Annotated in this window: 23 protein-coding genes and 2 pseudogenes; 8 read left to right on the top strand and 17 right to left on the bottom strand. The window is 63.9% G+C overall.

The annotated features are described in order from the left end of the window. Position 1: 1 nt before the first annotated feature. The 6 genes from atuC to ACIPK7_RS16760 all read left to right on the top strand — a co-directional run bounded on the left by atuC (position 2) and on the right by ACIPK7_RS16760 (position 8937). Positions 2–1618 (top strand): geranyl-CoA carboxylase subunit beta, encoded by a 1617-nt coding sequence (gene atuC, locus ACIPK7_RS16785; protein WP_401089028.1) that lies wholly within the window; start codon positions 2–4, stop codon positions 1616–1618. Between the two features lie 174 nt (positions 1619–1792). Further along, complete coding sequence (gene atuD / locus ACIPK7_RS16780) at positions 1793–2953, top strand: citronellyl-CoA dehydrogenase (protein ID WP_401089026.1); 1161 nt, start codon at positions 1793–1795, stop codon at positions 2951–2953. Between the two features lie 4 nt (positions 2954–2957). Next, positions 2958–3752: an isohexenylglutaconyl-CoA hydratase gene (gene atuE, locus ACIPK7_RS16775; protein ID WP_401089024.1), complete on the top strand. Its 795-nt coding sequence runs from the start codon at positions 2958–2960 to the stop codon at positions 3750–3752. A 16-nt stretch (positions 3753–3768) separates the two neighbouring features. Continuing rightward, a complete protein-coding gene (atuF, locus tag ACIPK7_RS16770) occupies positions 3769–5760 on the top strand; it encodes a geranyl-CoA carboxylase subunit apha (protein WP_192432819.1) in 1992 nt (663 codons plus the stop codon). Positions 5761–5897: 137 nt separating this feature from the next. Beyond that, entirely contained in the window at positions 5898–6719 is an 822-nt protein-coding gene (locus ACIPK7_RS16765) for an SDR family oxidoreductase (protein ID WP_401089022.1), read from the top strand. Between the two features lie 400 nt (positions 6720–7119). Next, on the top strand, positions 7120–8937 hold the full coding sequence (locus ACIPK7_RS16760; protein WP_401089020.1) for a long-chain-acyl-CoA synthetase: 1818 nt from the start codon (positions 7120–7122) through the stop codon (positions 8935–8937). A gap of 114 nt (positions 8938–9051) precedes the next feature. Here the strand turns inward: ACIPK7_RS16760 and ACIPK7_RS16755 are convergent, their stop codons facing one another. The 8 genes from ACIPK7_RS16755 to ACIPK7_RS16720 form a co-directional block, all read right to left on the bottom strand. After that, positions 9052–9618, bottom strand: coding sequence for a translation initiation factor 2 (locus ACIPK7_RS16755; protein WP_401089018.1), 567 nt, complete (start codon positions 9616–9618; stop codon positions 9052–9054). Between the two features lie 126 nt (positions 9619–9744). Beyond that, positions 9745–10464, bottom strand: a complete 720-nt coding sequence (locus ACIPK7_RS16750) for a hypothetical protein (protein WP_401089016.1) — start codon at positions 10462–10464, stop codon at positions 9745–9747. Next, on the bottom strand, positions 10461–11054 hold the full coding sequence (locus ACIPK7_RS16745) for an RNA polymerase sigma factor (protein WP_192432814.1): 594 nt from the start codon (positions 11052–11054) through the stop codon (positions 10461–10463). The genes ACIPK7_RS16750 and ACIPK7_RS16745 overlap by 4 nt, the downstream gene beginning before the upstream one ends. A gap of 288 nt (positions 11055–11342) precedes the next feature. Continuing rightward, positions 11343–12782: a PLP-dependent aminotransferase family protein gene (locus ACIPK7_RS16740; protein ID WP_045212506.1), complete on the bottom strand. Its 1440-nt coding sequence runs from the start codon at positions 12780–12782 to the stop codon at positions 11343–11345. A 106-nt stretch (positions 12783–12888) separates the two neighbouring features. Beyond that, positions 12889–13524, bottom strand: coding sequence for a response regulator (locus ACIPK7_RS16735; protein WP_401089014.1), 636 nt, complete (start codon positions 13522–13524; stop codon positions 12889–12891). A 152-nt stretch (positions 13525–13676) separates the two neighbouring features. Then, entirely contained in the window at positions 13677–14465 is a 789-nt protein-coding gene (locus tag ACIPK7_RS16730) for an OmpA family protein (RefSeq protein WP_401089380.1), read from the bottom strand. Positions 14466–14500: 35 nt separating this feature from the next. Beyond that, positions 14501–14845 carry a DUF4398 domain-containing protein gene (locus ACIPK7_RS16725; protein WP_138214905.1) on the bottom strand — a complete coding sequence of 115 codons (345 nt, stop codon included), beginning with the start codon at positions 14843–14845 and terminating at the stop codon, positions 14501–14503. Positions 14846–14873: 28 nt separating this feature from the next. Continuing rightward, on the bottom strand, positions 14874–15701 hold the full coding sequence (locus ACIPK7_RS16720) for an ABC transporter substrate-binding protein (RefSeq protein WP_192432811.1): 828 nt from the start codon (positions 15699–15701) through the stop codon (positions 14874–14876). A 97-nt stretch (positions 15702–15798) separates the two neighbouring features. Between ACIPK7_RS16720 and ACIPK7_RS16715 the strand changes: the two genes are divergently transcribed. Then, on the top strand, positions 15799–16746 hold the full coding sequence (locus tag ACIPK7_RS16715; protein WP_401089011.1) for an alpha/beta fold hydrolase: 948 nt from the start codon (positions 15799–15801) through the stop codon (positions 16744–16746). A gap of 54 nt (positions 16747–16800) precedes the next feature. Here the strand turns inward: ACIPK7_RS16715 and fabV are convergent, their stop codons facing one another. The 3 genes from fabV to ACIPK7_RS16700 form a co-directional block, all read right to left on the bottom strand. Continuing rightward, positions 16801–17997 carry an enoyl-ACP reductase FabV gene (gene fabV, locus ACIPK7_RS16710; protein ID WP_401089009.1) on the bottom strand — a complete coding sequence of 399 codons (1197 nt, stop codon included), beginning with the start codon at positions 17995–17997 and terminating at the stop codon, positions 16801–16803. Positions 17998–18210: 213 nt separating this feature from the next. Next, positions 18211–19140, bottom strand: a complete 930-nt coding sequence (locus ACIPK7_RS16705) for an electron transfer flavoprotein subunit alpha/FixB family protein (RefSeq protein WP_192432808.1) — start codon at positions 19138–19140, stop codon at positions 18211–18213. Next, positions 19140–19889 (bottom strand): electron transfer flavoprotein subunit beta/FixA family protein, encoded by a 750-nt coding sequence (locus ACIPK7_RS16700; protein WP_026078867.1) that lies wholly within the window; start codon positions 19887–19889, stop codon positions 19140–19142. The genes ACIPK7_RS16705 and ACIPK7_RS16700 overlap by 1 nt, the downstream gene beginning before the upstream one ends. A gap of 310 nt (positions 19890–20199) precedes the next feature. Here ACIPK7_RS16700 and ACIPK7_RS16695 point away from each other — a divergent pair, with 310 nt between their 5' ends. After that, the gene (locus tag ACIPK7_RS16695; RefSeq protein WP_192432807.1) at positions 20200–21888 is read left to right on the top strand and encodes an electron transfer flavoprotein-ubiquinone oxidoreductase; all 1689 of its coding nucleotides are present in this window, start codon (positions 20200–20202) and stop codon (positions 21886–21888) included. 107 nt (positions 21889–21995) lie between these two features. On the opposite strand, the gene ACIPK7_RS16690 is transcribed toward ACIPK7_RS16695, so the two are convergent. The 6 genes and pseudogenes from ACIPK7_RS16690 to ACIPK7_RS16665 all read right to left on the bottom strand — a co-directional run bounded on the left by ACIPK7_RS16690 (position 21996) and on the right by ACIPK7_RS16665 (position 26265). Next, positions 21996–22574 carry a DUF1285 domain-containing protein gene (locus ACIPK7_RS16690; protein ID WP_401089006.1) on the bottom strand — a complete coding sequence of 193 codons (579 nt, stop codon included), beginning with the start codon at positions 22572–22574 and terminating at the stop codon, positions 21996–21998. Beyond that, the gene (locus tag ACIPK7_RS16685) at positions 22571–23182 is read right to left on the bottom strand and encodes a DUF4823 domain-containing protein (RefSeq protein ID WP_192432805.1); all 612 of its coding nucleotides are present in this window, start codon (positions 23180–23182) and stop codon (positions 22571–22573) included. The genes ACIPK7_RS16690 and ACIPK7_RS16685 overlap by 4 nt, the downstream gene beginning before the upstream one ends. A gap of 272 nt (positions 23183–23454) precedes the next feature. Further along, positions 23455–24552, bottom strand: a pseudogene (locus tag ACIPK7_RS16680) (ATP-binding protein); the annotation flags it as partial. A 69-nt stretch (positions 24553–24621) separates the two neighbouring features. Beyond that, positions 24622–25230 (bottom strand): annotated as a pseudogene (locus ACIPK7_RS16675) (response regulator); the annotation flags it as partial. A gap of 369 nt (positions 25231–25599) precedes the next feature. Beyond that, positions 25600–25782 (bottom strand): hypothetical protein, encoded by a 183-nt coding sequence (locus tag ACIPK7_RS16670; protein ID WP_192432803.1) that lies wholly within the window; start codon positions 25780–25782, stop codon positions 25600–25602. Beyond that, on the bottom strand, positions 25783–26265 hold the full coding sequence (locus ACIPK7_RS16665) for a hypothetical protein (RefSeq protein WP_401089004.1): 483 nt from the start codon (positions 26263–26265) through the stop codon (positions 25783–25785). Positions 26266–26316: the final 51 nt, after the last annotated feature.

Here is a 26316-nt window from a genome sequence, read left to right as displayed (position 1 = left end):
GATGCCCGTCATCCAATCCGAACTCGACCCTCAGGGCGAAGAATTCGCCCGCAACCGCGAGGCCATGCTGGCCGCCGTGGCGAGCTTCCGCGAGGTAGAACAGAAGGTGCTGGACAAGGCCGCCGAGGCCAAGCCCAAGTTCGACAAGCGCGGTCAATTGCTGCCCCGCGAACGCCTGAACCTGCTGCTGGACCCTGGCGCGCCGTTCCTCGAAATCTCCTCGCTGGCAGGCTACAAGCTGCATGACGACAAGGACGGCACCCAGGCCGGCGGCGGCATCATCTCCGGCATCGGCTACATCGCCGGGGTGCGCTGCCTGGTGACCGCCAGCAACAGCGCAATCAAGGGCGGCACCATCTCCCCCACCGGGCTGAAGAAGACCCTGCGCCTGCAGCAGATCGCCTTCGAGAACAAGCTGCCGGTGGTGGCGCTGACCGAGAGCGGCGGCGCCAACCTGAACTACGCGGCGGACATCTTCGTAGAGGGTGCGCGCGGTTTCGCCAACCAGGCACGCATGTCGGCGATGGGCATTCCGCAAATCACCGTGGTCCACGGCTCGTCCACCGCCGGCGGCGCGTACCAGCCGGGACTGTCGGACTACGTGGTGGTGGTGCGCGGCAAGGCCAAGATGTTCCTCGCCGGGCCGCCACTGCTCAAGGCCGCCACCGGCGAAATCGCCACCGATGAGGAACTGGGCGGCGCCGAGTTGCACGCCCAGGTCGCCGGCACCGCCGAGTACCTCGCGGAGAACGACGCCGACGGCGTGCGCCTCGCCCGCGAGATCCTCGCTTCGCTGCCGTGGAATGCGCAGTTGCCGGCTCGCCCGAAAAAAGAATGGGAAGCACCGTTGTACCCGGCCGAGGAACTGCTCGGCGTGGTCCCGGCGGACGCGAAGAAGCCCTATGACGTGCGCGAGATCATCGCGCGCATCGCCGACGGCTCGCGCTTCCTCGACTTCAAGAACGAGTTCGACTGCCAGACCGTCTGCGGCCATCTGCACATCGAAGGCCACGCCTGCGGTCTGATCGGCAACAACGGCCCGATCACCCCGCAGGGCGCGGCCAAGGCGGCACAGTTCATCCAGCTGTGCGAGCAGAGCAACACGCCGATCCTGTTCCTGCACAACACCACCGGCTTCATGGTCGGTACCGAATCCGAGCGCCTGGGGGTGATCAAGCACGGTTCGAAGATGATCCAGGCAGTGGCCAACGCCACGGTGCCCAAGCTCACCCTGGTCGTCGGCGGCTCCTACGGTGCCGGCAACTACGCCATGTGCGGCCGCGGGCTGGACCCACGCTTCATCTTCGCCTGGCCCAATAGCCGCACCGCCGTGATGGGCGGCGCCCAGGCCGGCAAGGTGCTACGCATCGTCACCGAGGAGAAGCACGCCAAGGAGGGCAAGGAGCCCGACCCGAAGATGCTCGACATGCTCGAACAGATGACTGCGCAGAAACTCGACGCCCAGTCCACCGCGCTCTATGGCACCGCCAGCCTGTGGGACGACGGCTTGATCGACCCGCGCGACACGCGCCAGTTGCTCGGCTATCTGCTGGACATCTGCGCGGAGGCGGCCGTACGGCCGCTCAAGGGTAATAGTTTTGGGGTAGCGAGGTTCTGACGGGAGTGCGGGCAAAAGCCCCTCTCCCCCCGCCCTCTCCCTGAAGGGAGAGGGAGCCAAAGCGACCCGGCGTAAAGCGAACTTCCAGCCCGCTCCGAACAGCCCCCTCTCCCTTCAGGGAGAGGGTTGGGGAGAGGGCAAGGGAACAACTCAGGCTAAAGGAGAACAACAACAATGATCTTCACCCAGGAACACGAAGAGCTCCGCCGCACCGTCCGCAACTTCGTCGAGAAGGAGATCAATCCCTACGTTGACGAATGGGAAAAGGCCGGTCGCTTCCCGATCCACGAGGTCTTCAAGAAGGCCGGCGACCTGGGCCTGCTGGGTATCTCCAAGCCGGAGAAATTCGGCGGCATGGGCCTGGACTACAGCTACTCGGTGGTCGCCGCCGAAGAGTTCGGCACCATCCATTGTGGCGGCGTGCCGATGGCCCTGGGCGTGCAGACCGACATGTGCACCCCGGCCCTGGCGCGCTTCGGCTCCGATGAGCTGCGCGAGGAATTCCTCCGCCCGGCCATCGCCGGCGAAATGGTCGGCTGCATCGGCGTCTCGGAAGTGGGTGCCGGTTCCGACGTCGCCGGGCTGAAGACCACCGCGCGCAAGGATGGCGACGACTACGTCATCAACGGCAGCAAGATGTGGATCACCAACTCGCCCTCCGCCGACTTCATCTGCCTGCTGGCCAATACCTCCGACGACAAGCCCCACGTCAACAAGTCGCTGATCATGGTGCCGATGAAGTCCAAGGGCATCAGCGTCAGCCCGCACCTGGACAAGCTCGGCATGCGCAGCTCGGAGACCGCCCAGGTGTTCTTCGATGACGTGCGCGTCCCGCAGCGCAACCGCATCGGCGCCGAGGGCGCGGGCTTCATGATGCAGATGCTGCAGTTCCAGGAAGAACGCCTGTTCGGCGCCGCCAGCGGGATCAAGGGCCTGGAGTACTGCGTCAACGCCACCATCGACTACTGCAAGGAGCGCAAGACCTTCGGCCAGGCGCTGATCGACAACCAGGTCATCCACTTCCGCATGGCCGAGCTGATGACCGAGATCGAGTGCCTGCGCGCCCTCACCTACCAGGCCACCGAACAGTACATCCGCGGCAAGGATGTGACCCGCCTGGCCTCCATGGCCAAGCTCAAGGTCGGCCGCCTGGCCCGCGAAGTCACCGACGCCTGCCTGCAGTACTGGGGCGGCCAGGGCTTCATGTGGGAAAACCCCGTCTCCCGCGCCTACCGCGACACCCGCCTGGTATCCATTGGCGGCGGCGCGGACGAAATCATGCTGGGCATCATCTGCAAGATGATGGGCACCCTTCCGGGCAAGAAGAAGGGCTGACGCCATGACCCTGCCGAACTGCGAAACCCTGCTGCTGGAACGTGACGGCGGCGTGCTGCACGTCACCCTGAATCGCCCGGACAGCCGCAACGCCATGAGCCTGGCGATGGTCAGCGAACTGAGCGCGGTGCTCGCCGCCGTGCGCGACGACCGCGCGGTGCGCGCCATCGTCCTGCGCGGCGCCGACGGGCACTTCTGCGCCGGTGGCGACATCAAGGACATGGCTGGCGCCCGCGCTGCCGGGCCAGACGCCTATGCAACACTGAACCGTGCCTTCGGCGGCCTGCTGGAGGAAGCCCAGGCGCAACCCCAGGTGCTGGTCGCGGTGCTGGAAGGCGCGGTGCTCGGCGGCGGCTTCGGCCTCGCCTGCGTCTCGGACATCGCCCTGGCGGCGGCGGACGCGCAGTTCGGCCTGCCGGAAACCAGCCTCGGCATCCTGCCGGCGCAGATCGCGCCCTTCGTGGTGAAGCGCATCGGCTTGACCCACGCGCGCCGCCTGGCGCTCACCGCCGCCCGCTTCGACGGCCGCGAGGCGCTGCGCCTGGGCCTGGTGCATGCCTGCGCGGACAGCGCCGAAAGCCTCGGCGAACAGCTTGCCCAGACGCTCGACCAGATCCGCCGCTGTGCCCCCGGTGCCAACGCCGCCACCAAGGCGCTGCTGCTGGCCACCGAGACCCAGGCCCTCGGCCCGCTGCTGGACGATGCCGCCCGCCAGTTCGCCGCTGCGGTGACCGGTGCGGAAGGCGCCGAAGGCACCCTGGCCTTCGTGCAGAAACGCAAACCGAACTGGGCGCAGTAGCCCCGAGGAAACCGTCATGCCCAGCTTCGACAAGATCCTCATCGCCAACCGTGGCGAGATCGCCTGCCGGGTGATCCGCACCGCCCACGACCTGGGCTACCGCACCGTGGCCGTGTACAGCGAGGCCGACGCCAACGCCCGCCATGTGCAACTGGCCGACGAAGCCGTGTGCATCGGCCCGGCGCCCGTGGGCCAGTCCTACCTGAAGCCGGAAGCGATTCTCGACGCGGCGCAGCGCACCGGCGCCGGCGCCGTCCACCCCGGCTACGGCTTCCTCTCGGAGAACGCCGACTTCGCCCGCGCCTGCGAGGCCGCTGGCATCGTCTTCATCGGCCCTGGCGTGGAAGCCATCCACCTGATGGGCAGCAAGCGCCTGTCGAAGATCGCCATGCTCGAAGCCGGCGTGCCCTGCATCCCCGGCTACGAAGGCGCGGAACAGGACGACGCCACCCTCACCCGCGAAGCGCAGCGCATCGGTTACCCGCTGATGATCAAGGCCAGCGCCGGCGGTGGCGGACGCGGCATGCGTCTGGTGACCCGCAGCGAAGACCTCGCCGAACAGCTGCGCACCGCGCGCTCGGAAGCGCAGAACGCCTTCGGTAGCGGCGAGCTGATCCTGGAAAAGGCTGTGGTGCAGCCGCGCCACGTGGAAATCCAGGTATTCGGCGACAGCCACGGCCACATCGTTTATCTGGGCGAGCGCGACTGCTCGGTGCAGCGCCGCCACCAGAAAGTCATCGAGGAAGCGCCCTGCCCCGTACTCAGCGAGGAACTGCGCGCGGCCATGGGCGAGGCCGCGGTAAAGGCCGCCGCGTCGGTCAACTATCTGGGCGCCGGCACCGTGGAGTTCCTGCTGGACCCCAGCGGCGCCTTCTACTTCCTGGAAATGAACACCCGCCTGCAGGTGGAGCACCCGGTCACCGAGTTGGTCACCGGCCAGGACCTGGTGGCCTGGCAGATCCGCGTCGCCGAAGGCCATCCGCTGCCGCTGACGCAGGAGCAGATCCAGCTCAAGGGCCACGCCATCGAAGTGCGTCTGTATGCCGAAGACGCTGGCCACGGTTTCCTCCCGCAGACCGGCCAGATACTGCGCTGGACGCCGCCGCAGCTGGGCGGCATCCGCATCGACCACGGCCTGCGCGAAGGCCAGCCAGTGACGCCGTTCTATGACCCGATGCTGGCCAAGGTCATCGCCCACGGCGCCACCCGAGACGAGGCCCGGCGCAAGTTGGTGCGCGCCGTCGAGGATTGCGTGCTGCTGGGCGTGACCGGCAACCAGCGCTTCCTCGCCAACCTGCTCAAGCACCCGGAGTTCGCCGCCGGCAAGGCCACCACCGCGTTCATCGGCGAGCAGTTTGCCGGCGATCCGAGCCTGGCCCCGCGCCAGCCGCAGGTACTGGAACTGGCCTGCGCCGCCGCCCTGCTCTACCAGGCCTCTGCCAGCGATCGCGCGCACCAGCCCGGCCTTTCCGGCTGGCGCAGTGCGGGCAGCGCGCCGTGGCGCTTTGCGCTCAAGCATGGCGAGGAAAAGTTCGTCGTCGAGCTGGAGGTGCGCGAGCACGGTCCCCAGCCGACGCTGCTGGCGCGCATCGGTGACAGCGAGATCAACCTGCGCCTGCTCGGCGAAGAGAACGGCGACGCCATACTTGAAGCCGACGGCGTGCGCCGCCTCCTGCCTTTCCACCGCGATGGGGCACGCCTGTGGCTGTATGGCGCGGACGGCAACCTGGAACTGCAGGACGTCACCCATGAACCAGCCGGCGCTTCCGCAGGCGCGGGCTCCGGCACAGTGAAGGCGCCGATGGATGGCGCCATCGTCGACGTGCTGGTGGCCGAGGGCACGCGGGTCAGCAAGGGCCAACTGCTGCTGGTGCTCGAAGCGATGAAGATGGAGCACCCGCTCAAGGCCGGCGTCGACGGCGTGATCCGCCGCGTGCAGGTGATCAAGGGCGAACAGGTGAAATCCCGGCAATTGCTGGTGGAGGTCGAGGCGCTGGAGTCTGCCTGAACCGCTTTTCGTAGGAGCGAGCTTGCTCGCGAACAATCCCCCGCAGCGAGGGCGCGTTCGCGAGCAAGCTCGCTCCTACAGATCCTGCGATCACCCTTTCCGTCAGAACAAGACAACAAGAACACGGAGCACACAATATGTCCCTTTCCGGCAAAACCCTCTTCATCACCGGCGCCAGCCGTGGCATCGGCCGCGAGATCGCCCTGCGCGCCGCCCGCGATGGCGCCAACATCGTCATCGCCGCCAAGAGCGCCGAGCCCCACCCGAAACTCGATGGCACCATCTTCAGCGTCGCCGAGGAAGTCGAGGCCGCCGGCGGCAAGGCGCTGGCCCTGCAACTGGACGTGCGCGACGAGAATGCCGTGCGCGACGCCATGGCCAAGGCCGCCGAACACTTCGGCGGGATCGACGCGGTGGTGAACAACGCCGGTGCCATCAAGCTGGTCGGCGTGGAGCGCCTGGAGCCTAAGCGCTTCGACCTGATGTACCAGATCAACACCCGCGCCGTGATGGTTTGCAGCCAGGCCGCGCTGCCCTACCTCAAGCAGAGCAAGGGCCACATCCTCAGCCTGTCGCCGCCGATCAACCTGGCCGGCAAGTGGTTCGCCCAGCACGGTCCCTACACCGTCACCAAATACGGCATGAGCATGCTCACCCTGGGGATGCACGAGGAGTTCAAGAAGTACGGCATCAGCGTCAACGCCCTGTGGCCGAAGACCATGATCGCTACCGCCGCCATCGAGTTCGAACTGGGCAGTCGCGACGCCTTCAAGCGCGCGCGTACCCCAGCGATCATGGCCGACGCCGCCTACGCCATCCTCTCCAGCAGCGAACGCGCCATCAGTGGACGCCTGCTGATCGACGAGGACATCCTCCGCGAACAGGGCCAGAGCGACTTCGAGCAGTACCGCTTCGACCCGAACGGCGGCAGCCTGGTACCCGACCTGTTCCTCGACTGACCGCCGCGCCATATCTGCCTTCCGTCGCAACACGGCCAACGGCGGATAACCGCAAGCGGTTATTCGCCCTACGCCCCCCACGCACTGCCCCCGTAGGGCGCATAACGCGGCACGCGTTATCCGCCGTCCATCGCACCGCGGCCAACGGTGGATAACCCAATACGTCCTCTTCACCCAATAGCCGTCAAACAGTCCGCCCCGTGGCGTTTACCAATCGACACAAACCCGCCCTGGCCGTCCAGCCATGCCCTCCTAGACTGCGATGAACGCTCTGCCGGCCGGTTTGCCGATCTGCCCGGCCGCGCGCGCGCCTGGGCCATAGCCTCCCGCCAGGGGCCGACCTAGAGTCGCGCTGGAGCGTCTGCACGCCAGACAACAATGACAATAAGGGCACGCGTCAATGAGCCAAGCCGACATCATCACCCCGACTCGCTTCCTCGCCCATCTGCCGGCCACCCTGGGCCGCGTGCCACGCATGCTGCGCGGGCTGTACTACACCGGCATCCGCAACCGCGAGAAGAACCTCTCCCTGGGCTGGGCGCTGGAGCGCGCTGCGCGCCTCTACCCGGACAGCCCGGCGCTGATCGACGAACGCCGGCGCCTGTCCTACGCCCTTTTCAACGGCTGGGCCAACCGCCTGGCGCGGGCCTTCCAGGCCGAGGGTGTGGGCCACGCCAGCGTGGTGGCGGTGATGCTGGAGAACCGTGCCGAACTCATGGTGGTGCTCGCCGCCCTGGCCAAGCTCGGCGCCATCGGCGCACTGGTGAATACCACCCAGCGCGGCCAGGTGCTCAGCCACAGCCTTAACCTGGTCAAGCCCAGCCACTTCGTGGTCGGCGAAGAACTGCGCGAGGCTTTCGAGGACGTCCGCCCGGCCCTGGAGAACAGCGGTGGTCGCTGCTACTGGATCGCCGACGGTGAAGACGCGGCACAGGCACCGACCGGCTGGCAGAGCCTGATGCGCCTGGCCCAGGAGCAGGATTCGAACAACCTTGCCGAGACTGCGCGGGTGCGTCTGAAGGACGCCTGTTTCTACATCTACACCTCCGGCACCACTGGTCTACCGAAGGCTTCGATCATGAGCCACGGCAAGTGGATCAAGGCCTACGGCGGCTTCGGCCACTCCGGGCTCGGGCTGACTAACAGCGACGTGCTCTACCTGACCCTGCCCTGCTACCACAACAACGCCGTGACCGTGTGCTGGAGCGCCGTGCTCGCCGGTGGCGCGGCCATCGCCCTGCGCCGCAAGTTCTCCGCCAGCGCCTTCTGGAAGGACGTGCAGACCTACCAGGCAACCTGTTTCGGCTACATCGGCGAACTCTGCCGCTACCTGCTCAACCAGCCGCAGTGCGCGGAAGAGCGCGGCAACACGCTGACCTCCATGATTGGCAACGGCCTGCGCCCGTCGATCTGGAACGAGTTCAAGGAGCGCTTTGGCATTGAGCGGATCACCGAGTTCTATGCCTCCAGCGAGGGCAATATCGGCTTCACCAACGTGTTCAACTTCGACAATACGGTAGGTTTCTCGCCGGCAACCTACGCGATCGTGCGGTATGACCTGGAAAACGACCAGCCCGTTCGCGGCGCCAAGGGGTTCATGGAAAAGGTCGACAAGGGCGAAGCTGGCCTGCTGATCAGCGAGATCAGCGACAAATGGCCCTTCGACGGCTACACCGACCCGGCCAAGAGCGAGGCAGTGATCTACCGCAACGTGTTCAAGGAAGGCGATACCTGGTTCAACACCGGCGACCTGATGCGCGACATTGGTTTCAAGCACACGCAGTTCGTCGATCGCCTGGGCGACACCTTCCGCTGGAAGGGCGAGAACGTCTCCACCACCGAAGTGGAAAACGCCCTGGGCGCCTTCCCCGGCGTGGAGGATGCGGTGGTCTACGGCGTGGAAATTCCCGGTACCAATGGCCGCTGCGGCATGGCCGCACTGCGCCTGGCCGATGGCGCAAGCCTGGACACCGCTCAGTTGGCGGCGCACCTGGACCGTGAGCTGCCGGCCTATGCCGTCCCGCTGTTCTTGCGCCTGCTGGCCCAGGTGGAGACCACCGGAACCTTCAAGTACAAGAAGACCGACCTCAAGCGCAACGCCTACGACCCTTCAGCCGTGGCCGAGGCGCTGTTCGTGAGGCTACCTGGCGAGGCGGCCTACCGCGCGCTGGATGGGGCGATGTTCGAAGCAATTCGCAGCGGCGTGCACCGCTTCTAAGCGGTTCTTGGTAGGACCGAGGGAACCCCCAGTTCTTGCTCGCGAAGCTTTGCCCCGAGCTCCAGGCGCGGCGATGTTCGCGAGCAAGCTCGCTCCTATAGGGAAACCAGGAAATCAGTTGCGGAACTTGAACTGCAACTCGGCGCCGCGGATATCCGAGTGCCAACTGTCATCGTTGGTTTCGCGCTCATTCGGCTCACGCGAGATCAGCCGCCCCCCCACCTGGAACGGGCTTTGCCCGGTTTTCTCGCCGAACATCTGCGGTAGTAGCGGCTTGTCCTCCAACTCGACCACCGGCTTGTCGGGGTCGAGCTCGTGGATCATGTCCTTGGGCAGGCGCAGGTCGAGCTTCACCGGCGGCAGCGGATGCTTGACGACAGGGTCGACCGGCTTCTTCACCTGTGCAGGAGTTTTTGACGGCGCCTTGGCCTCGGGCTTGATAGCCGCTTCGACCGCCGGCGCCTTGGGCGAGGCCACGGCCTTGGCCGCGGCGGGCTTGGCTTCCGACTCCCGCGGTTGCTCGGCGGCCGGTTCGGGGGCAGGTACGGGCGCGTTGGCCGCAGGGGCAGTGGCCGGTGCAGGCGCTGGGACCGGAGCGACAGCCTTGTCCTTGTGCTCATCGCCACAGGCAGCGAGGAGCAGGGACAAACTGGCGACAATAAGAATTCGGGACTTCTTCATGGAGCGGACCGTCAGAAAAACCGCGCAATGCTGGCGCGAGTTGCGAGGCAGAGCAAGAACCTTACCAAGACAAAGCGTTACTAGGATCAGTCTGACAGACGTGGTCTGAACCCTGCCTGTCATTGATCAAGGGTTGTCAGGCAAATCCTTCAGGGCCTGATCGATATCGAGGCCCGGAAAGCGTTGCCGCAAGGTTTCGCGCACACGATCAGCCTCCTCCTTCTGCCCCTTGCCCTGCAAGTCGCGCAGATGCAGCAGACTACTGCGCGGCTCGTCGGCCTCCTCCGCGAGCGACTGCAACCCCCCCTCTACCTGCACGCCTGGGCGCGCCTGGGCGTCAGACAGTTCGCGAGCTTCTACCTGAGCTTTCGCTTTCGCGCTGTCCACAGCCATTTTCTTACTCATTGGCGCAGGCTGGGCGAGCGCGTCCATAGAAGCACCGGCAGCCACGCTATCCCTCTGCGGCGCAGCCATGCTCGGCTCCGCCATATAGGGCGCAGCGGCCGGCGCCGCTGGCGGCGCCATGGCCGGAGCAGGAGCCGGCGCGCGCATCATTGCCGGCGCGACCGGCGCGTCGTAGCGGTTCGGCGACTCCTCATAGGTGCGCAAGGTCAGGCTCAGGCCGATGCCCAGCGTCGCCAGTCCCGCAACGGCGACGCTCCAGCGCTGCCGGCTGCCGGAGCCCAACAGCCAGTGGTGCAGGCGCTGGCCGAGACTCGGTTTTTTCTCCTGAACGGCAGCTCGAGCGGTGGCCAGGATGCGCGCGTCCAGCTGTGCCGACGGCTGTTCCTCGCTGTGCCGGCGGTAGTGCTCGAGCATGTCCTGCTCGTGCGGATCGCGGTTCATGGGTTCACCTCCTCGGTCACCGACGGGTCGGACAACAACCGACGCAATTTCTGCATGGCATAGCGAAGCCGGCTCTTCACCGTTTCGGCCGGAGTTTTCGTCAGTTCGGCAATTTCGTTCAGCTCAAGGTCGCCATGGGTGCGCAGCAGGAATACTTCGCGCTGTTCCTCCGGCAGCGACTCCAGCGCTCCCTGCAGGCGCCGTTGGTCGCGGCTCAGGCTTAGCTCGCGCTCGGGATCGATGCTTTCGCCGGCCAGTGCGTCGCCGTGCAGTTGCTCGTCGAAGCTTTCCTGGCGGCCTTGGTGACGGCCCAGCTTGCGCCAATGGTCGATCAGGCGGTTGCGACCGATCTGGTACAGCCAGGTCTTGAAGCTGGCCGCGCCCAGCGGCTGGCTGTCGCTACGGATCAGGCTCATCCAGGTTTCCTGGAACACTTCCTCAGCCTGGCCGTGATCACCACAAAGGCCGCAGAGGAAGCGGAACAGGCCGAGGCGATGGCGAGCGTAGAGCTCGGCGAAGGCCTCGGCGTCGCCTTGTCGGTAGCGTCGCAGCAGTGCCGCGTCACTTTCGTCCTTGGGGGATATCTTCAACTCTCTCGATCCGTAACAGGGCAGGTTTTGGCTGGCGTCTCGCCAACGGCCGAGTAGCGCCGATGGCGCGGTACCCGGTGTAGCGCCGAGGCTATCGGGCAGAAGGTTTGGCGTGGCAAGCGGCACGGTGGCGGCCCAGTCGAAGGATCATTTTCCTTGGACGGGACGGCGCAGATAAACGGGTTAACCGTCGATAAGCATTCCGGTAGGAGTGGACTCCGCCCCGATGGGATCCGGCGCGCTGCGGACCTATCGCGGACGGACTCCGCACCTACGCAATCCGGGCAATTACGCGGCGATCAGCTCTTCCTGGCAGAGCTGGCAGGCCAGCATGCCGAGGGTCATGATCGCCCGCTCCGCCTCGCGGTCCCACGGGATGCCGCAGGTCAGGCGCAGGCAGTTGTTGAATTGCTCGGTATTACTGAAGATCAGCCCCGGCGCGATGCTGATGCCCTGCTCCAGCGCTCGCACGTGCAGCTCCTTGGTGTTCACCTTGGCCGGCAGACTGACCCAGAGGATGAAGCCCCCCTTGGGCCGGGTCATCTGCGTACCTTCGGGGAAGTACTGCTGCACCGCGAGTTGGTACGCGGTCATGTTCTTGCGGTACTCCTGGCGGATGTAGCGCAGGTGCCGGTCGTAGCCACCGTTCTCCAGGTACGCCGCCACGCCCATCTGGGTGACGGTGCACGCCGAGTGCGTGGTGAAGGTTTGCAGACGGCGGATTTCCTCCTGGTAGCGCTCGGTGATGATCCAGCCGATGCGCACGCCCGGGGAAATGGTCTTGGAGAAGCTCGAGCAGTACACCACGCGGCCGTCACGGTCGTGGGCCTTGAGCGCCTTGGTCTGGCCCTGGTCGAACATCAGCTCGCCGTAGATATCGTCTTCGATCACGCCGATGTTGTGCTCGGCGGTGAGCTTGAGCAGCGCTTTCTGGCGGTCTTCCGGAATAGTGCCGCCCAGCGGGTTGCTCAGACGCGCGGTCAGCACCAGCGCCTTGATCGGCCACTGGTTGGCCGCCAGTTGCAGAGCCTCCAGGCTGATGCCGGTGAGCGGGTCGCTGGGGATCTCGATGACCTTGAGGCCGAGGATGTCGGCCAACTGCAGCAAGCCGTAGTAACTCGGCGACTCGGTGGCGATCAGGTCGCCCGGACGGGTCATCACGCGCAAGGCCATATGGATGGCGTCCACGCAGCCATGGGTGATGGTCACCTGGGTCGGGTCGACCACCACGCCAGCATCGCGCATGCGGATCGCCACCTGGCGGCGCAGCGGCTCGTAGCCGGGGCTGAACATGTAGCTGAAGGCGCGCGGGCTGGAAAAGCGCGTGACCTTGGCCAATTGCTGGTGCAGCGCGCGAACCGGAAGGTAATCCACGTGCGGCACGGCAGCGCCCAGCGGAAACACGCCTTCGCGGCGCGCTTCGGCGAGCACCTGGTTGATGATGCTGCTGCGGGTGACTAGGCCGGGCCGCTCGACTCGGGCGATATCCGGTGTGGATGCGGTCAGCGCCGGCGTGCGGTGCACGTAGAAGCCGGACTGCGGGCGCGCGCGGATCAGCCCCTGGTCTTCGAGGGTGGCGTAGGCCTGGAGCACCGTGGCATGGCTGACGTTGAGCTGGGTGCTCAACTTGCGCACGGACGGCACGCGCTCGCCCGGCTGGTAGACACCACGACGGATGTCTTCCGCCAGTTGCTGGGCGATGCGCTGGTACAGCAGCAGATTGGACATGACGGCCATCCCTCGGTCATTGAACCGAAACAGTAGCCAAAAAGTGCAAACTGTTCCAGAACAGTCGAAAGCATTCCGTCCGATACAGTTGCGCCGCCCTGCCCGCTCAGATCTCCCCGAGCCAGTCCAGCAGGCCCGCCACCACCAGTTGCGCGTCGGTGGTCAGGCCGAGCTTCTGCATGGCGTTTCGCTTGTGGGTGCTGATAGTGGAGACGCTGCGGTTGGTCCGCTCGGCGATCTCACCCACCGTGGCGCCATGGGCCAGGCGACGGATGATATCGATCTCGGTCGGGCTCAGCGGCTTGCCGGTGTGGCGCGGCGGCCGCAGCATCGGGTCGATGTAGGTCTCGCCCTTGCGGATGCGGGTGATGGCGTCGTCCAGCAGGCTCAACGGGTTGCGCTTGCAGACATAGCCTACGGCGCCGCACTTGACCGCCGCGGTCGCCAACAGCGGCGCGCCCATGACCGAGTAGACCAATACAGGCACTTCCGGATGGTGGCGCTGCAGCCATTCGATCAGGTGTACGCCGTCACGCCCACGGGCGCCGGGCAGCGCCAGCTCGACGATAGCCAGGTCGACCTCGGGATGGGCATCAAGCACATCCAGCAGGCTGTCGGTATCGCTGACGAAGGCTTTCACCTGCGCCAGCTCGCGCTCCAGCAGATAGCGTTCCAGGCCCCAACCGATCATCGGCTGCGGGTCCGCCACGATTACATTGAAAAGCTTCTTTTCCGATGACATCTCTTTCTCTCGTCTACAGCTCCCCTGAGGGGATTAGTCGCACTTGGCTATTTTCGCCAAGCTGCCACTCGAAAGATTTCGAGATCCCCCTGAAGAAAAACCCCGGAGCCGAGGCTTCCGGGGTTTTCCTGTGACGGGATATTGCGAAGAGATCAGCGTTCGGCGCCGAGCTGGCCCTTCTCATCGGAAAAGACGATCTCCACCCGGCGATTCTGCGCGCGCCCCAGGGAAGAGGCGTTGTCCGAGATCGGAAAGGCCTCGCCATAGCCCTGCACCTGCACGCGCTTCTCGTCCACACCCAGGTCGGTCAGCGCGTCAGCCACGGCCTGTGCACGGTCCTTGGACAGCTGCAGATTCTGCTCGCGGTCGCCTTCGCCGTCGGTGTAACCCTCGATGCGGATCACCCGGCGCGGATTGAGCTGGAGGAACTGAACGACCTTGAGCACCGTGCGGTTGGCCGCAGGCTTGAGGTCCGCTTCACCGCTGTCGAACAGTACGTCGCCGAGGGTCAGCACCAGGCCACGCTCGGTTTCATTGGTGGCCAGGCTGACCATCTGCTGTTCCAGCCACTTGCTCTGCTCCTGCACGTTGAGCAGGCGCGCTTCGCGCATAGCCAGTTGCAGACGTTCACGCTCCATCTGCTGCTTGGCCAGGCGCTCCTGGTTCAGCGCCAGGTTGCTGTGCTCGCGAGCAATCTCGCTGTAGCGCTGGCTGAGGTAGGAGTACTGCAGTACGTCGTCATTGCTGCCCCAGTAGTTGGACAGGCGCTCGGCACGGGCCAGCGACTCGCCGGCGCGGATCACGTCCTTGGGCGCACTGCGCAGCACCGAGGAGTCTTCCTTAACGGCCTGGAACTGCAGGCGGGCCTGCTCCAGGGATTTCTCGCTGAGCTGGCTGTTGGCGCAGCCGGCCAGCAGCGCTATGGCGCCCATTGCGCTCATCCACGAGACGCCACGACGCAACAGTTGCGAGGGAGTCATTGCACTTCTCCCAACTGTTTGCGCAGACGATTGATGCTTTTGCTTTGCTCAGCCAGTTGCTCGGCGCTCTTGCGAGTGAGCTCCTTGGCCTCGGCCAGGCGGGCGTCGAGCTCGGCCTGCTCGGCGAGTTGCCGCGCCTTCTTGTTCGAACCGACTGCCAGGGCGCCCTTGGCGGCCTGGTACTTGTCCTCGGCGAGCTTGAGCTCGGCCACGTCATCGGTCGCACCCACGGCCTTGGCCTGTTCCAGAGCCTGCTCGGTGAGGCGCATCTGTTCGTTGGGTGCCGGGTCGTTCGTCGCACAGCCGGCCAACGCAAACAAAGCCAGGCCGGCGACCATCATCCGTCGATTAATCACGAAATCTATTGTCCTACTCGGTGGGAGTGCTGGCAGGCTGAAGCTGCTGGGCCTTCCAGCGGGCCAGGTTGTCCTGCAGCAGGCGCTGCGGGACTCCGGCGGCCGTCAATTCTGTCATTTTTTTCGCCAGTTGTCCGCGCAGCCACGGGTCGTTGCAGGCCGAGTTGTGCGCCACGGTCAGGTAAAGACCTTCGCTGGAGATCGGCGGTTCCAGTGGCTGCAGGTCGTCGGCCATGCCGAGGGTATCGGCGACCGCCAGGCCGGGGTAGTGCTCGTAGATCACATAATCCGAGCGCTTGAGCAGGAGTTTCTGGAAGGCCTGGGTCAGGCTGGGCACCTCTTCCAGGGTCAGCTCCTGCTTGGCGAAGGTGTCGAAGTCCGGGCCGAAGCTGTTGTTCACCAGAGTGCCGCCCTTCAGGCCACGCAGGTCGTCGCGCCCGGTGTAGTGCGTGGTGGCGTCCTTGCGCATCCACACCACGTTGTCGGTGGTGAGGAAGGCCGGATGGATGTAGTCCATGGTCTCCAGGCGCGGCGGTGTGAGGAAGGCGCCGGCGATCAGGTCGACCCGACCCAACCGCGCCTCTTCTTGCGCGCGCGCCCAGGAACCGGTGTAGATGACCCGGATATTCACCCCGACTGCCTTGCCGATCTGCTCCAGCAGGTCGGCATTGGCGCCGATCAGGCGTTCCGGCTGCGCCTGGTCGCGCCAGAGGTAAGGCGGGTACTCCGGGTTGCCGGTGGCCACCAGGCGCTCGCACTTGCCGGCAGCAGAACCGGCCAGGGGAATGGAGAAAGTCACCAGCAACAGCGCCGCACGGATCAGCGTGGAGCAATCAGGCATCGGTAGTCTCGCTCACCAGAAGAAAGAACGGCCATGCTTAGAGCCGCAAAATGCTAGCGTAAAGCACACCGACCCGATTTGGTAATAAGGACTTCTCATGAAGAAAGCCCTTCTGGCCCTTCTCCTGGCGATAGCCGTCGCCGCCGGCGTGCTCTACGCCTTCCCCTCCACCTTGCTGGCGACCGCGCAGTACGTCGAAAGCGCCCGCGCCCGGCTGTCCACCAACAGCCTGCAGGTCGACAACCTCGACATCACCTACTACGAGGGCGGCCCGGAAAAGGCCCAGACCATCCTGCTGATCCACGGCTTCGGCGCCGACAAGAGCAACTGGCCGCGCTTCGCCCGCTTCCTGACCAAGGATTACCACGTCATCGCCGTAGACCTGCCGGGCTTCGGCGACAGCAGCAAACCGCAGAATGTCAGCTACGACGTCGGCACTCAGGCCGAGCGCCTGGCGGATTTCATGCACGAACAGGGCATCGGCCGCTTCCATGTGGTCGGCAATTCCATGGGCGGGCACATCGCCGCATTGCTCGCCGCGCGGCATCCGCAGGAAGTGCTGTCGGTCGGCCTATTCGACAATGCCGGAGTTACGGCGCCGCACCCGAGCGAGCTGTTCGAGCGCCTCAAGGCCGGAGAAAATCCGCTGGTGCTGCGCTCGGTGGACGACTTCCCGGCCCTGCTCGACTTCGTCTTCGTGCAGAAGCCGCCGCTGCCGTCACGGCTGCGGGATTACCTGGCGGAGCGCTCGCTGGAGCGCAGCGCGTTCAACGCCATGGTCTTCCAGCAGCTACGTGAACGCTACATCCCGCTGGAGCCCGAGCTGCCGAAGATCACCGCGCCGACCCTGCTGCTGTGGGGCGACCGCGATCGCGTGCTGGACGTCTCCAGCATCGACGTGATGAAGCCGCTGCTGAAGAAACCCAGCATCGCCATCCTGCGCGATTGCGGCCACGTGCCGATGATCGAGCGCCCAGAGGAAACCGCCCGTCTCTACCTGGACTTCCTCCAGCGCAACCACGCGCCCGTGACCGCGTCGAACTGAACCAGGCTGGAAAACAAAACGGCGCCCGAAGGCGCCGTTTCTGTTGGGGCAAACTCAGAGCTGGATCAGATTCGGAATCTGCACGTCCGGATTGACGTCCTGCTCGTAGTCCACGCCAGCGATCTCGAAACCGAAGAGGCGCAGGAACTCGGACTTGTAGCCAGTGAAGTCGGTCAGCTGGTACAGGTTCTCGTTGGTCACCTTGTCCCACAGGTCCTTCACGGTGTCCTGCACATCCGGCTGCAGTTCCTTGTAGTCGGCGCGCAGGCGTCCATCGGCGTCCAGGTGCGGCTCGGCGCCGTACAGGCTTTCACGGAACAGGCCGTCGACCTGCTCGATGCATCCTTCGTGGATACCCTTCTCCTTCATCACCTTGAACAGCAGCGACAAGTACAGCGGCATCATCGGGATGGCCGAGCTGGCCTGGGTGACCACGGCCTTCAGCACGGAAACGCGAGCGTCGCCACCGGTGGCAGCCAGCTTCTCGCGAATACCCAGGACCTTCTGGTCCAGGTCCTTCTTGGCGGCGCCGATGGAGCCGTTCCAGTACAGGTCGTGGGTGATCTCTTCGCCCAGGTAGGTGAAGGCGGTGGTCTTGGCGCCGTCGGCCAGCACACCGGCTTCCTGCAGGGCGTCGATCCACATCTGCCAGTCTTCACCGCCCATGACCGCGACGGTGTTGGCGATTTCCTCGGGCGTCGCCGGCTCCATCACGCTTTCCTTGATCACTTCCTTGTCGGTGTCCAGACCACGGAAGTTGACGGCCTTGCCGACCGGCTTGAGCACGGAGTTGAAGACCTCGCCGGTCTTCGGGTGGGTACGGCGCGGAGCGGCCAGGCTGTAGACCACCAGGTCGACCTTGCCCAGGTCCTGCTTGATGGTTTCGATGGTGACTTTCTTCACTTCATCGGAGAAGGCATCGCCGTTGATGCTGCGCGCGTACAGGCCCTTGGCCTTGGCAAACTTCTCGAAGGCAGCGGAGTTGTACCAGCCGGCGGTGCCCGCCTTGGTCTCGCTGCCGGGGCGCTCGAAGAACACGCCCAGGGTGTCGGCGCTGGCGCCAAAGGCGGCACTGATGCGCGCGGCCAGACCGTAGCCGGTGGAGGAGCCGATGACCAGGACCTTCTTCGGACCGTTGGCGATGGGGCCGTGCGCCTCGACGTACTCGATCTGTTCCTTGACGTTGGCTTCACAGCCGGTCGGGTGGGTAGTGACGCAGATGAAGCCACGCACGCGCGGTTTGATGATCATGAAAACCTCGGTAGCCAGGTGTCGATTGAACACATTCAGGAACTGGAGACGTCGCGCATTGTAGATGAGACACCTTCGCCGGTGGACTTCTCGGCAAAGATTCGTGACCAATGGGTCATGGGCGCGCAGAAGTTGCCATTTCCCAGGAAATTCAGGGACCTGAAATGAAAGAACCCGCCACGAGGGCGGGTTCCTTCAACAAGCGGATCGGGCTCAGACGGCCTTTTCCAGCTCCGGTACGGCTTCGAACAGATCGGCGACCAGGCCGTAGTCGGCGACCTGGAAGATCGGCGCCTCTTCGTCCTTGTTGATCGCAACGATCACTTTCGAATCCTTCATGCCCGCCAGGTGCTGGATGGCGCCGGAGATGCCGACGGCCACGTACAGCTGCGGAGCGACGATCTTGCCGGTCTGGCCGACCTGCATGTCGTTCGGCACGAAGCCGGCGTCAACGGCAGCGCGGGAAGCGCCGACGGCAGCGCCCAGCTTGTCGGCCAGGGAGTAGAGGATGCTGAAGTTGTCGCCATTGCCCATGCCACGGCCGCCGGAAACGACGATCTTGGCAGCGGTCAGTTCCGGACGGTCGGACTTGGCCAGTTCTTCGCCCACGAAGGCGGACTTGCCAGCATCGGCCGGGCCGGAAACGGCTTCAACAGCGGCGGAGCCACCTTCGGCAGCGACGGCATCGAAGCCGGTGCCACGCACGGTGATGACCTTGACGGCAGCCGAGGACTGCACGGTAGCAATGGCGTTACCGGCATAGATCGGACGCTTGAAGGTATCGGCGCTGACCACTTCGATGATTTCGGAGATCTGGTCGACGTCCAGCAGGGCGGCAACGCGCGGCAGGAAGTTCTTGCCGTTGGTGGTGGCGGCAGCCAGCACGTGGCTGTAACCCTTGCCGAGCTCAGCGATCAGCGGAGCGACGTTCTCCGGCAGCTGGTGAGCGTAGGCGGCGTTGTCGGCGACCAGCACCTTAGAAACACCGGCGATCTTGGCAGCGGCTTCGGCCACGCCACCGACGTTCTGGCCAGCGACCAGGACAGCGATGTCACCACCGATCTTCTGCGCGGCAGCGACAGTGTTCAGAGTGGCAGCGCCCAGTGCGCCGTTGTTGTGCTCAGCGATTACCAGGATAGCCATCAGATTACTTTCGCCTCGTTCTTCAGTTTCTCGACCAGTTCGGCAACGGACTTGACCTTGATGCCAGCGCTACGGGCAGCCGGAGCTTCGACTTTCACGGTCTTCACGGTGGAAGCGGTGGAAACGCCCAGGGCGTCCGGGGTCACCACGTCCAGCGGTTTCTTCTTCGCCTTCATGATGTTGGGCAGCGACGCGTAGCGCGGCTCGTTCAGGCGCAGGTCGGTGGTGACGATTGCCGGCAGGTTCAGGGCAACAGTCTGCAGGCCGCCGTCGATTTCACGGGTGACATTGACCTTGTCGCCAGCGACTTCGACCTTGGAGGCGAAGGTGCCCTGGGCGTAGCCGGTCAGCGCAGCCAGCATCTGGCCGGTCTGGTTGTTGTCGCTGTCGATGGCCTGCTTGCCGAGGATGACCAGCTGCGGCTGCTCTTTGTCGACGAGGGCTTTGAGCGACTTGGCGATGGCCAGGGAGCTCAGTTCTTCGTTGGTTTCAACGAGGATGGCGCGATCAGCACCCAGAGCCAGCGCGGTACGCAGTTGCTCCTGGGCAGCGGTCGGGCCGACGGAGACCGCAACGATCTCGGTGACGACGCCTTTCTCTTTCAGGCGAACGGCCTCTTCCACGGCGATTTCGCAGAAGGGGTTCATGGACATTTTGACGTTGGCGAGATCGACGCCGGAGTTGTCCGCCTTGACGCGGACCTTGACGTTATAGTCAACCACTCGTTTGACAGCTACAAGAACCTTCATGGATTCCTCGTTTTTCTCCGGTGAATAGGAATGTCGCCAGACAGGCCTGGCCGGTAGTGCACGCCATCTGCGACTACATCCAGCGCAACGCGACCGCAAAACCGCAGGTATCTTGACCGCATCGACCGGGCGGGTCAATACACGAAAATACCCCTTCATAAGCCGCGGACCCCGATTCTATCAGGGTTACACGCGATTCAAACAAACGTTTGTATTGCGTTCGATAAAGGGTTTAGATATAGCAACAGGTCTAGCTATAATGCGCCCCGCTCTTACTGGGTGGGGGCACGCCCATCCCAATACCTACAAAATGCCCAGAGCCTTGATTCAGGAGAGATCGATAGTGGAACGCGAATTTATGGAATTCGACGTCGTCATCGTCGGCGCCGGCCCTGCCGGTCTGTCCGCCGCATGCCGACTGAAACAGAAGGCCGCCGACGCCGGTCAGGAAATCAGCGTCTGTGTGGTCGAGAAGGGTTCCGAAGTGGGCGCCCACATCCTCTCGGGCGCCGTGTTCGAGCCCCGCGCGCTGAACGAGCTGTTCCCCAACTGGAAAGAACTCGAAGCGCCGCTCAACACCCCCGTCAAGCGCGACGACATCTATGTGCTGAAGAGCCCGGAAGCAGCGGCCAAGGTGCCGAACTTCTTCGTGCCCAAGACCATGCACAACGAAGGCAACTACATCATCTCCCTGGGCAACCTGTGCCGCTGGCTGGCCCAGCAGGCCGAAGGCCTGGGCGTCGAGATCTACCCGGGCTTCGCCGCCCAGGAAGCGCTGATCGACGAAAATGGCGTGGTGCGCGGCATTGTCACCGGTGACCTGGGCGTCGACCGCGAAGGCAATCCGAAAGAGGGTTACTACACCCCGGGCATGGAACTGCGCGCCAAATACACCCTGTTCGCCGAAGGCTGCCGTGGCCACATCGGCAAACAACTGATCAAGAAGTACAAGCTCGACAGCGAAGCCGACGCCCAGCACTACGGCATCGGCATCAAGGAAATCTGGGACATCGACCCGTCCAAGCACGAGCAGGGCCTGGTGGTACACACTGCCGGCTGGCCGCTGAACGACGACAACCCGGGCGGCTCTTTCCTTTATCACCTGGAGAACAACCAGGTGGTAGTCGGCCTGATCATCGACCTGTCCTACACCAACCCGCACCTGTCGCCGTTCGACGAATTCCAGCGCTACAAGCACCACCCGGTGATCAAGCAGTACCTGGAAGGCGGCAAGCGCGTGGCTTACGGCGCTCGCGCCATCTGCAAGGGCGGCTTGAACTCGCTGCCGAAGATGGTCTTCCCGGGCGGCGCGCTGATCGGTTGCGACCTGGGCACCCTGAACTTCGCCAAGATCAAGGGCAGCCACACCGCCATGAAGTCCGGCATGCTGGCCGCCGACTCCGTGGCCGAAGCCCTGTTCGCCGGCCGCGAAGGCGGCGACGTGCTGAACAACTACGTCGATGCCTTCAAGGGCAGCTGGCTGTACGACGAACTGTTCCGAAGCCGTAACTTCGGCGCGGCGATGCACAAGTTCGGCGCCATCGGTGGCGGTGCGTTCAACTTCATCGACCAGAACATCTTCGGCGGCAAGCTTCCGTTCACCCTGCACGATACGACGCCGGACTACGCGACCCTGAAGAAGGCCAGCGAAGCACCGAAGATCGACTATCCGAAGCCGGACGGCAAACTCAGCTTCGACAAGCTCTCCTCGGTGTTCCTGTCCAACACCAACCACGAGGAAGACCAGCCGATCCACCTGAAGCTGACCGACCCGAGCACCCCGATCGCGAAGAACCTGCCGCTCTACGACGAGCCTGCGCAGCGTTACTGCCCGGCCGGCGTGTACGAAGTGGTGAGCAACGACGACGGCAGCAAGCGCTTCCAGATCAACGCCCAGAACTGCGTGCACTGCAAGACCTGCGATATCAAGGACCCGGCCCAGAACATCACCTGGGTTGCCCCCGAGGGCACCGGTGGTCCGAACTACCCCAACATGTAATTGCGTTGGCGGTAACGAAAAAGGCTCCCTCGGGAGCCTTTTTTGCAAGTTCGAAAAAGTTGTAGCGAAGCTGGAATCTAACTACCGGCCGCGTTCAGACCACCAGGTCACGGCTGCGGCGCAATGGGGAAGAACTCCCCGCAACTCCAGACACCCAGCCAATCAACGCCGTCGATCTCACGGGGAACAGCCAGTTCCACCAACTGGTAGAACACGTTGCGGTGGATCAGCGCTTCCAGGTTCACCCGCACCAGCACGTAGGGCGACGGCTCCTGAGTCTGCGGATCCAGCTCGACACGGATCGGGTGAGCCGCGTCGGCTACCACTTCGTCCTCGACGTTAGTGGTGAAGCGCAGCACCTGCTGCTCGCCCTCCCCCTCAACCGCCAGGGTGACCGCGACGAAAGGCGCGTCATCGACGGTGATCCCGCACTTCTCCACCGGAGTGACGAGGAAATAGTCGTCGCCATCGCGGCGGATGATGGTGGAGAACAGCCGCACCATCGGTTTGCGGCCGATCGGCGTGCCCAGGTAGTACCAGGTGCCGTCGCGGGCGATGCGCATGTCGATATCGCCGCAGCAATCGGGGTTCCACAGATGTACCGGCGGCAGCCCCTTGTCCTTGCTGGCGGGAATCTGCGCCAGCAGGTTGCCGGCCCGGTCCGATTGAGTCTGTGGATCTGTCATTGGTACTCCTCTCGCGTCTTCACCCCCAGCAGGCTGCGGGCATAGTCTTCCAGCGGTCGCCCGATCAGGTCCTCGGGGCTGGCGTCATAGAATGTCAGAAAACCGCCGCGGCTGCGGATAGTCGCGCTATCTACCAGGTAGCGGTTGTCGGTCTCGATCAGCATCACCTGGATCACGCTGCGGTCGCGGCCCACGGCGTTATCGGTGTCTTCGTACTGCTCGTAGGTCCCGGTATTGTCCTCCCCACGGGCGAAGCGCGTATACAGCAGATAATTGGCGCCCGCCGCGCGCGCCTCCTGCATGGCGCCCTCAAGTCCCAGCGGGCTCTTGGCTCGGCGCACCAGCGGGAAGTATTGGACGAAGCCCTTGAACGCTTCCTCCGCCACCACATTGGGCCGTGCATAAGGATGGCCCGGCGGCACGAACGGCCCTTGGGCGATATAGATGAAGGAGTCCTGCTGCAGGCGCCAGTTCGAGGTGCGGCGGGTCTGGCTGTGATCGAGGAAGCCCGCGTCGCGCAGGTAGTAATCGGTGCCGTCGGCCAGGTCGTTGGGGCTCATGCAGCCGCCCAGGGCGGCGAAGGCAAGGATCAGTATCAGTTGGCGCATGCAAAGTCTCCGGAGCCGGCGACGAAAAACCGGCACTCGGACTGGCAAAGCAGCTTCCATGCCATTAAAAGGCGCCTTACCCATCCTGATCCAACGATGAACCCCGTGTCTGCCGAACGCCATTTCGTCTCAGCAATCCATGCAGCTTCGCCTGCACTATCGGGCGTTGACGTTGTTGTTATCAACAAACCACGCCATTGATCTGCGGCACCGACGCCAGCCGTCTTGAGTGACACCGCACAGGCCATGCCCTGCAGGCAGAAGACCCCGACTCAGCATGCCGCATCCGGGAAGACCAGGTTCACGCGAATGACCGTTCCAACTCCCAAGTCACTGTCCGCCGAGACGGTCCCCCCCATCAACGTCACCAGGCTCTTGCACAGGGCCAGCCCCAGACTCGACCTGCCTTCACCGATGCGCCTGCCGTCCAGGTCATAGGCAAAGGGCTCGAACAGATTGCGTTGATCCGACTCGGCTATGCCGACGCCCGTATCCGCCACCTCGAACTGCACCCCCACCAGCCCCTTGCCCTTCCCAATGGCACTGAGCCGGACCAGAACCGAACCTTCATCGGTGTACTTGATCGCATTATCCAGCAGCATCTGCAGTACCTGCTGCAGACGCAGCGGGTCGCACCACACTATCGGCTGGAGCGCCAGGTTCAAGTCGGATTTCAACTCCAGCCCTTGCGATCGGGCCTGCTCGCCAAAGGCCTCCAATTGCTGGGCGACCAACTCCCGCAAATCCACCTCCTGCTTGAGGAGCTGAACACGGCCCTCCTTGACGCGGCACAGCAGTTGCACGTCCTCCAGCACGCGCAGCAGGTTCGCGCTTACCGAGCGCGCCACCAGCAACGGCTTAGTGGGTGACTCGGACTGGCTCACCTGCAAGTTGATCATGGCAAGAATACTCTGCAGCGGCCCCTGGATTTCCTCCGCGATGCCCCGCAGGTATTCCGTCTTGCCTCGGCTAATGACTTCAATTCGCGCATTGGTGCTGCGCAAACTTCGCACTGCGTCATCTTGATCGGTGATGTCGATTGATCCGCAGACCGCGCCAATCAAAAAACCGTTCTTGTCCCGATAGGGTTTGCCCCAGTGGCGGAACACGCGCCGCCCACGCTTCAAACGCACCTCCAAATCCAGTTCGTACGGCTCCTCCCCCTGGATGGCTGCGATCACAGTATTCCTCAGTAACTCCGCCTCATGCGGGTCCAGCACCTCTCCCAACTCCCCGATCTTCTTGCCGACAAGTTCCTCCATGGGCAAAGCTACGAAATCCAGCGCGGCCTGATTACAGAAAAGAATACGAGTATCGGGCGCACGAAGGAGAATCGGATAAGGCACGCCATCAATGATGGATCGGAGCTGCGCCAACTCCTTCTGCTGCTCCTCGTCGAACTCGATCTGTGCCGCTTCAGCCTTACTGCTCTCTCCTTCGATCAAGCCATGCTGCCGCGCAATATCAACCAGTTCCACCAACGACTTGGCCTGCATCTTCTCCATCAAGCGGGTCTTGTAGGTACTGACGGTCTTGTCGCTGATCGCCAACTGATCGGCGATGGCAATGTTGCTCATTCCTTTGGCCAGCAATTGCAGCACGCTGAGCTCGCGCACCGACAACTTGTCCAGCCGGACCTGCTCCGCCGCATTGACCGACCCCAGCCGGCCAGAAGGGAAGTAACTCATGCCCTTGACCAGGGCACGCACCGCCTGCAGCACCTCCTCGGAATCGACCTGCTTACTGACGAAGCCCGTCGCCCCGGCGGCCAGGCACCGGCTGGCAAAGTATTCGGAATCCTGCGAGGTGAGCACCAGCGTCTTGACCGGGGAGCGCTGTGTGGCCAGGCGCTGGATAACCTCCAGCCCGCCCAGGCGCGGGATGGACAACTCCAGGATCATGATGTCTGGCTCGCAGTGACGTACTTGCTGGAGCGCCGCGAAACCATTGTCGGCCTCGCCCACCACCTCGTGTCGATCGCTCTCCAATAACAGGCGCAGCGCTTCCCGCGTCAGGGGTTGCTCATCGACGATCAGAATCTTGCTCATGGTTCTCTCTTGGCATGACTTTTATCTCCTTCTAGCCTAAGTTGCCCGGGCGTGCATGCAAGGAGAGAAAACTTCCACGTCGTTATGCACAACAACATGCGACCTGCCAGACGTCTGCCCACAACCTAGCAGTGCCATCAGGCGCATGAACACAGAGAGTGGGACCGGCACCGAGGAAAGGGGAAACACCTTCGTCGGCCCGTTTGAAAGGGCCAGAAGCACAGCTGGTACCTCTGGATGCGGGGGGTATTACGGATCGCCGAATGGAGGGGGATATCGCCAGGCCCCTCGGCGACAGAGGGGCGCTAAGAAAGAAGAGAAAGGGAAACGCAGCGATGGCCGGCGCACCGGCCATCGCAGCGGTCAACGTCAGACCAGGTTGACAGTCACGCCCTGCTGAACCAGCAACTCGGCGTCCATCGTCGAATACTGATAGCTGACGTACGTTACGCCACTGATATTCACAGTGCCGGCACTGGCCCAATTGCCCGGGTCAATTCCGTTGAGCAGAATGTCGTCCAGCTTGACCACATCGCCGGCATTGCCCTTCACCTACATCTGCACATCGCTATTTGTTCGGAACAGATCCTTGCCGCCCAGCTCCAGCACATCGCCCAGGGACAGCTTGAGCGTGTTGTTGCCGGTGCCGGTGATGTCAAGCACCTCTACCCCACTCAGCTTGCCCGCTGCGGTCAACGTCGAGACATCGAGGGTCTGGCCGGCGCCCGTCAGTTTGAGGGTGTCGATGCCGCTATTGCCGTGGACGGCGATGGAGGCGGAACTCAACACCGAGACATCCTTCAGCGTGAAGGTATTGTCCGACGCATCGCCGTAATAGGCGCTTGAACCGGCCACAACATTCAGCGAGGGCGGAGCCAGTGTCGTCATTTTCAGGCGCAGGTTGTCCATCACAATCCAGTCCGTCCCGGCATCGAATTCGAAGCGAGTGAGGGTCACCCCAGCCGGCATATCGATGGTGATGTCTGAATCGCCCCTAGTTTCGTAGACACCTCCAAGCCTCATAATGAGGCCCATCAGGAGGTGCCATGAGCAACCAGCGTTACCCCGAAGAATTCAAAATCGAAG

The organism is Pseudomonas sp. NPDC086581 (assembly GCF_044746165.1).
Taxonomy (GTDB): domain Bacteria; phylum Pseudomonadota; class Gammaproteobacteria; order Pseudomonadales; family Pseudomonadaceae; genus Pseudomonas.
This window is presented reverse-complemented; position numbering and strand designations above follow the sequence as displayed.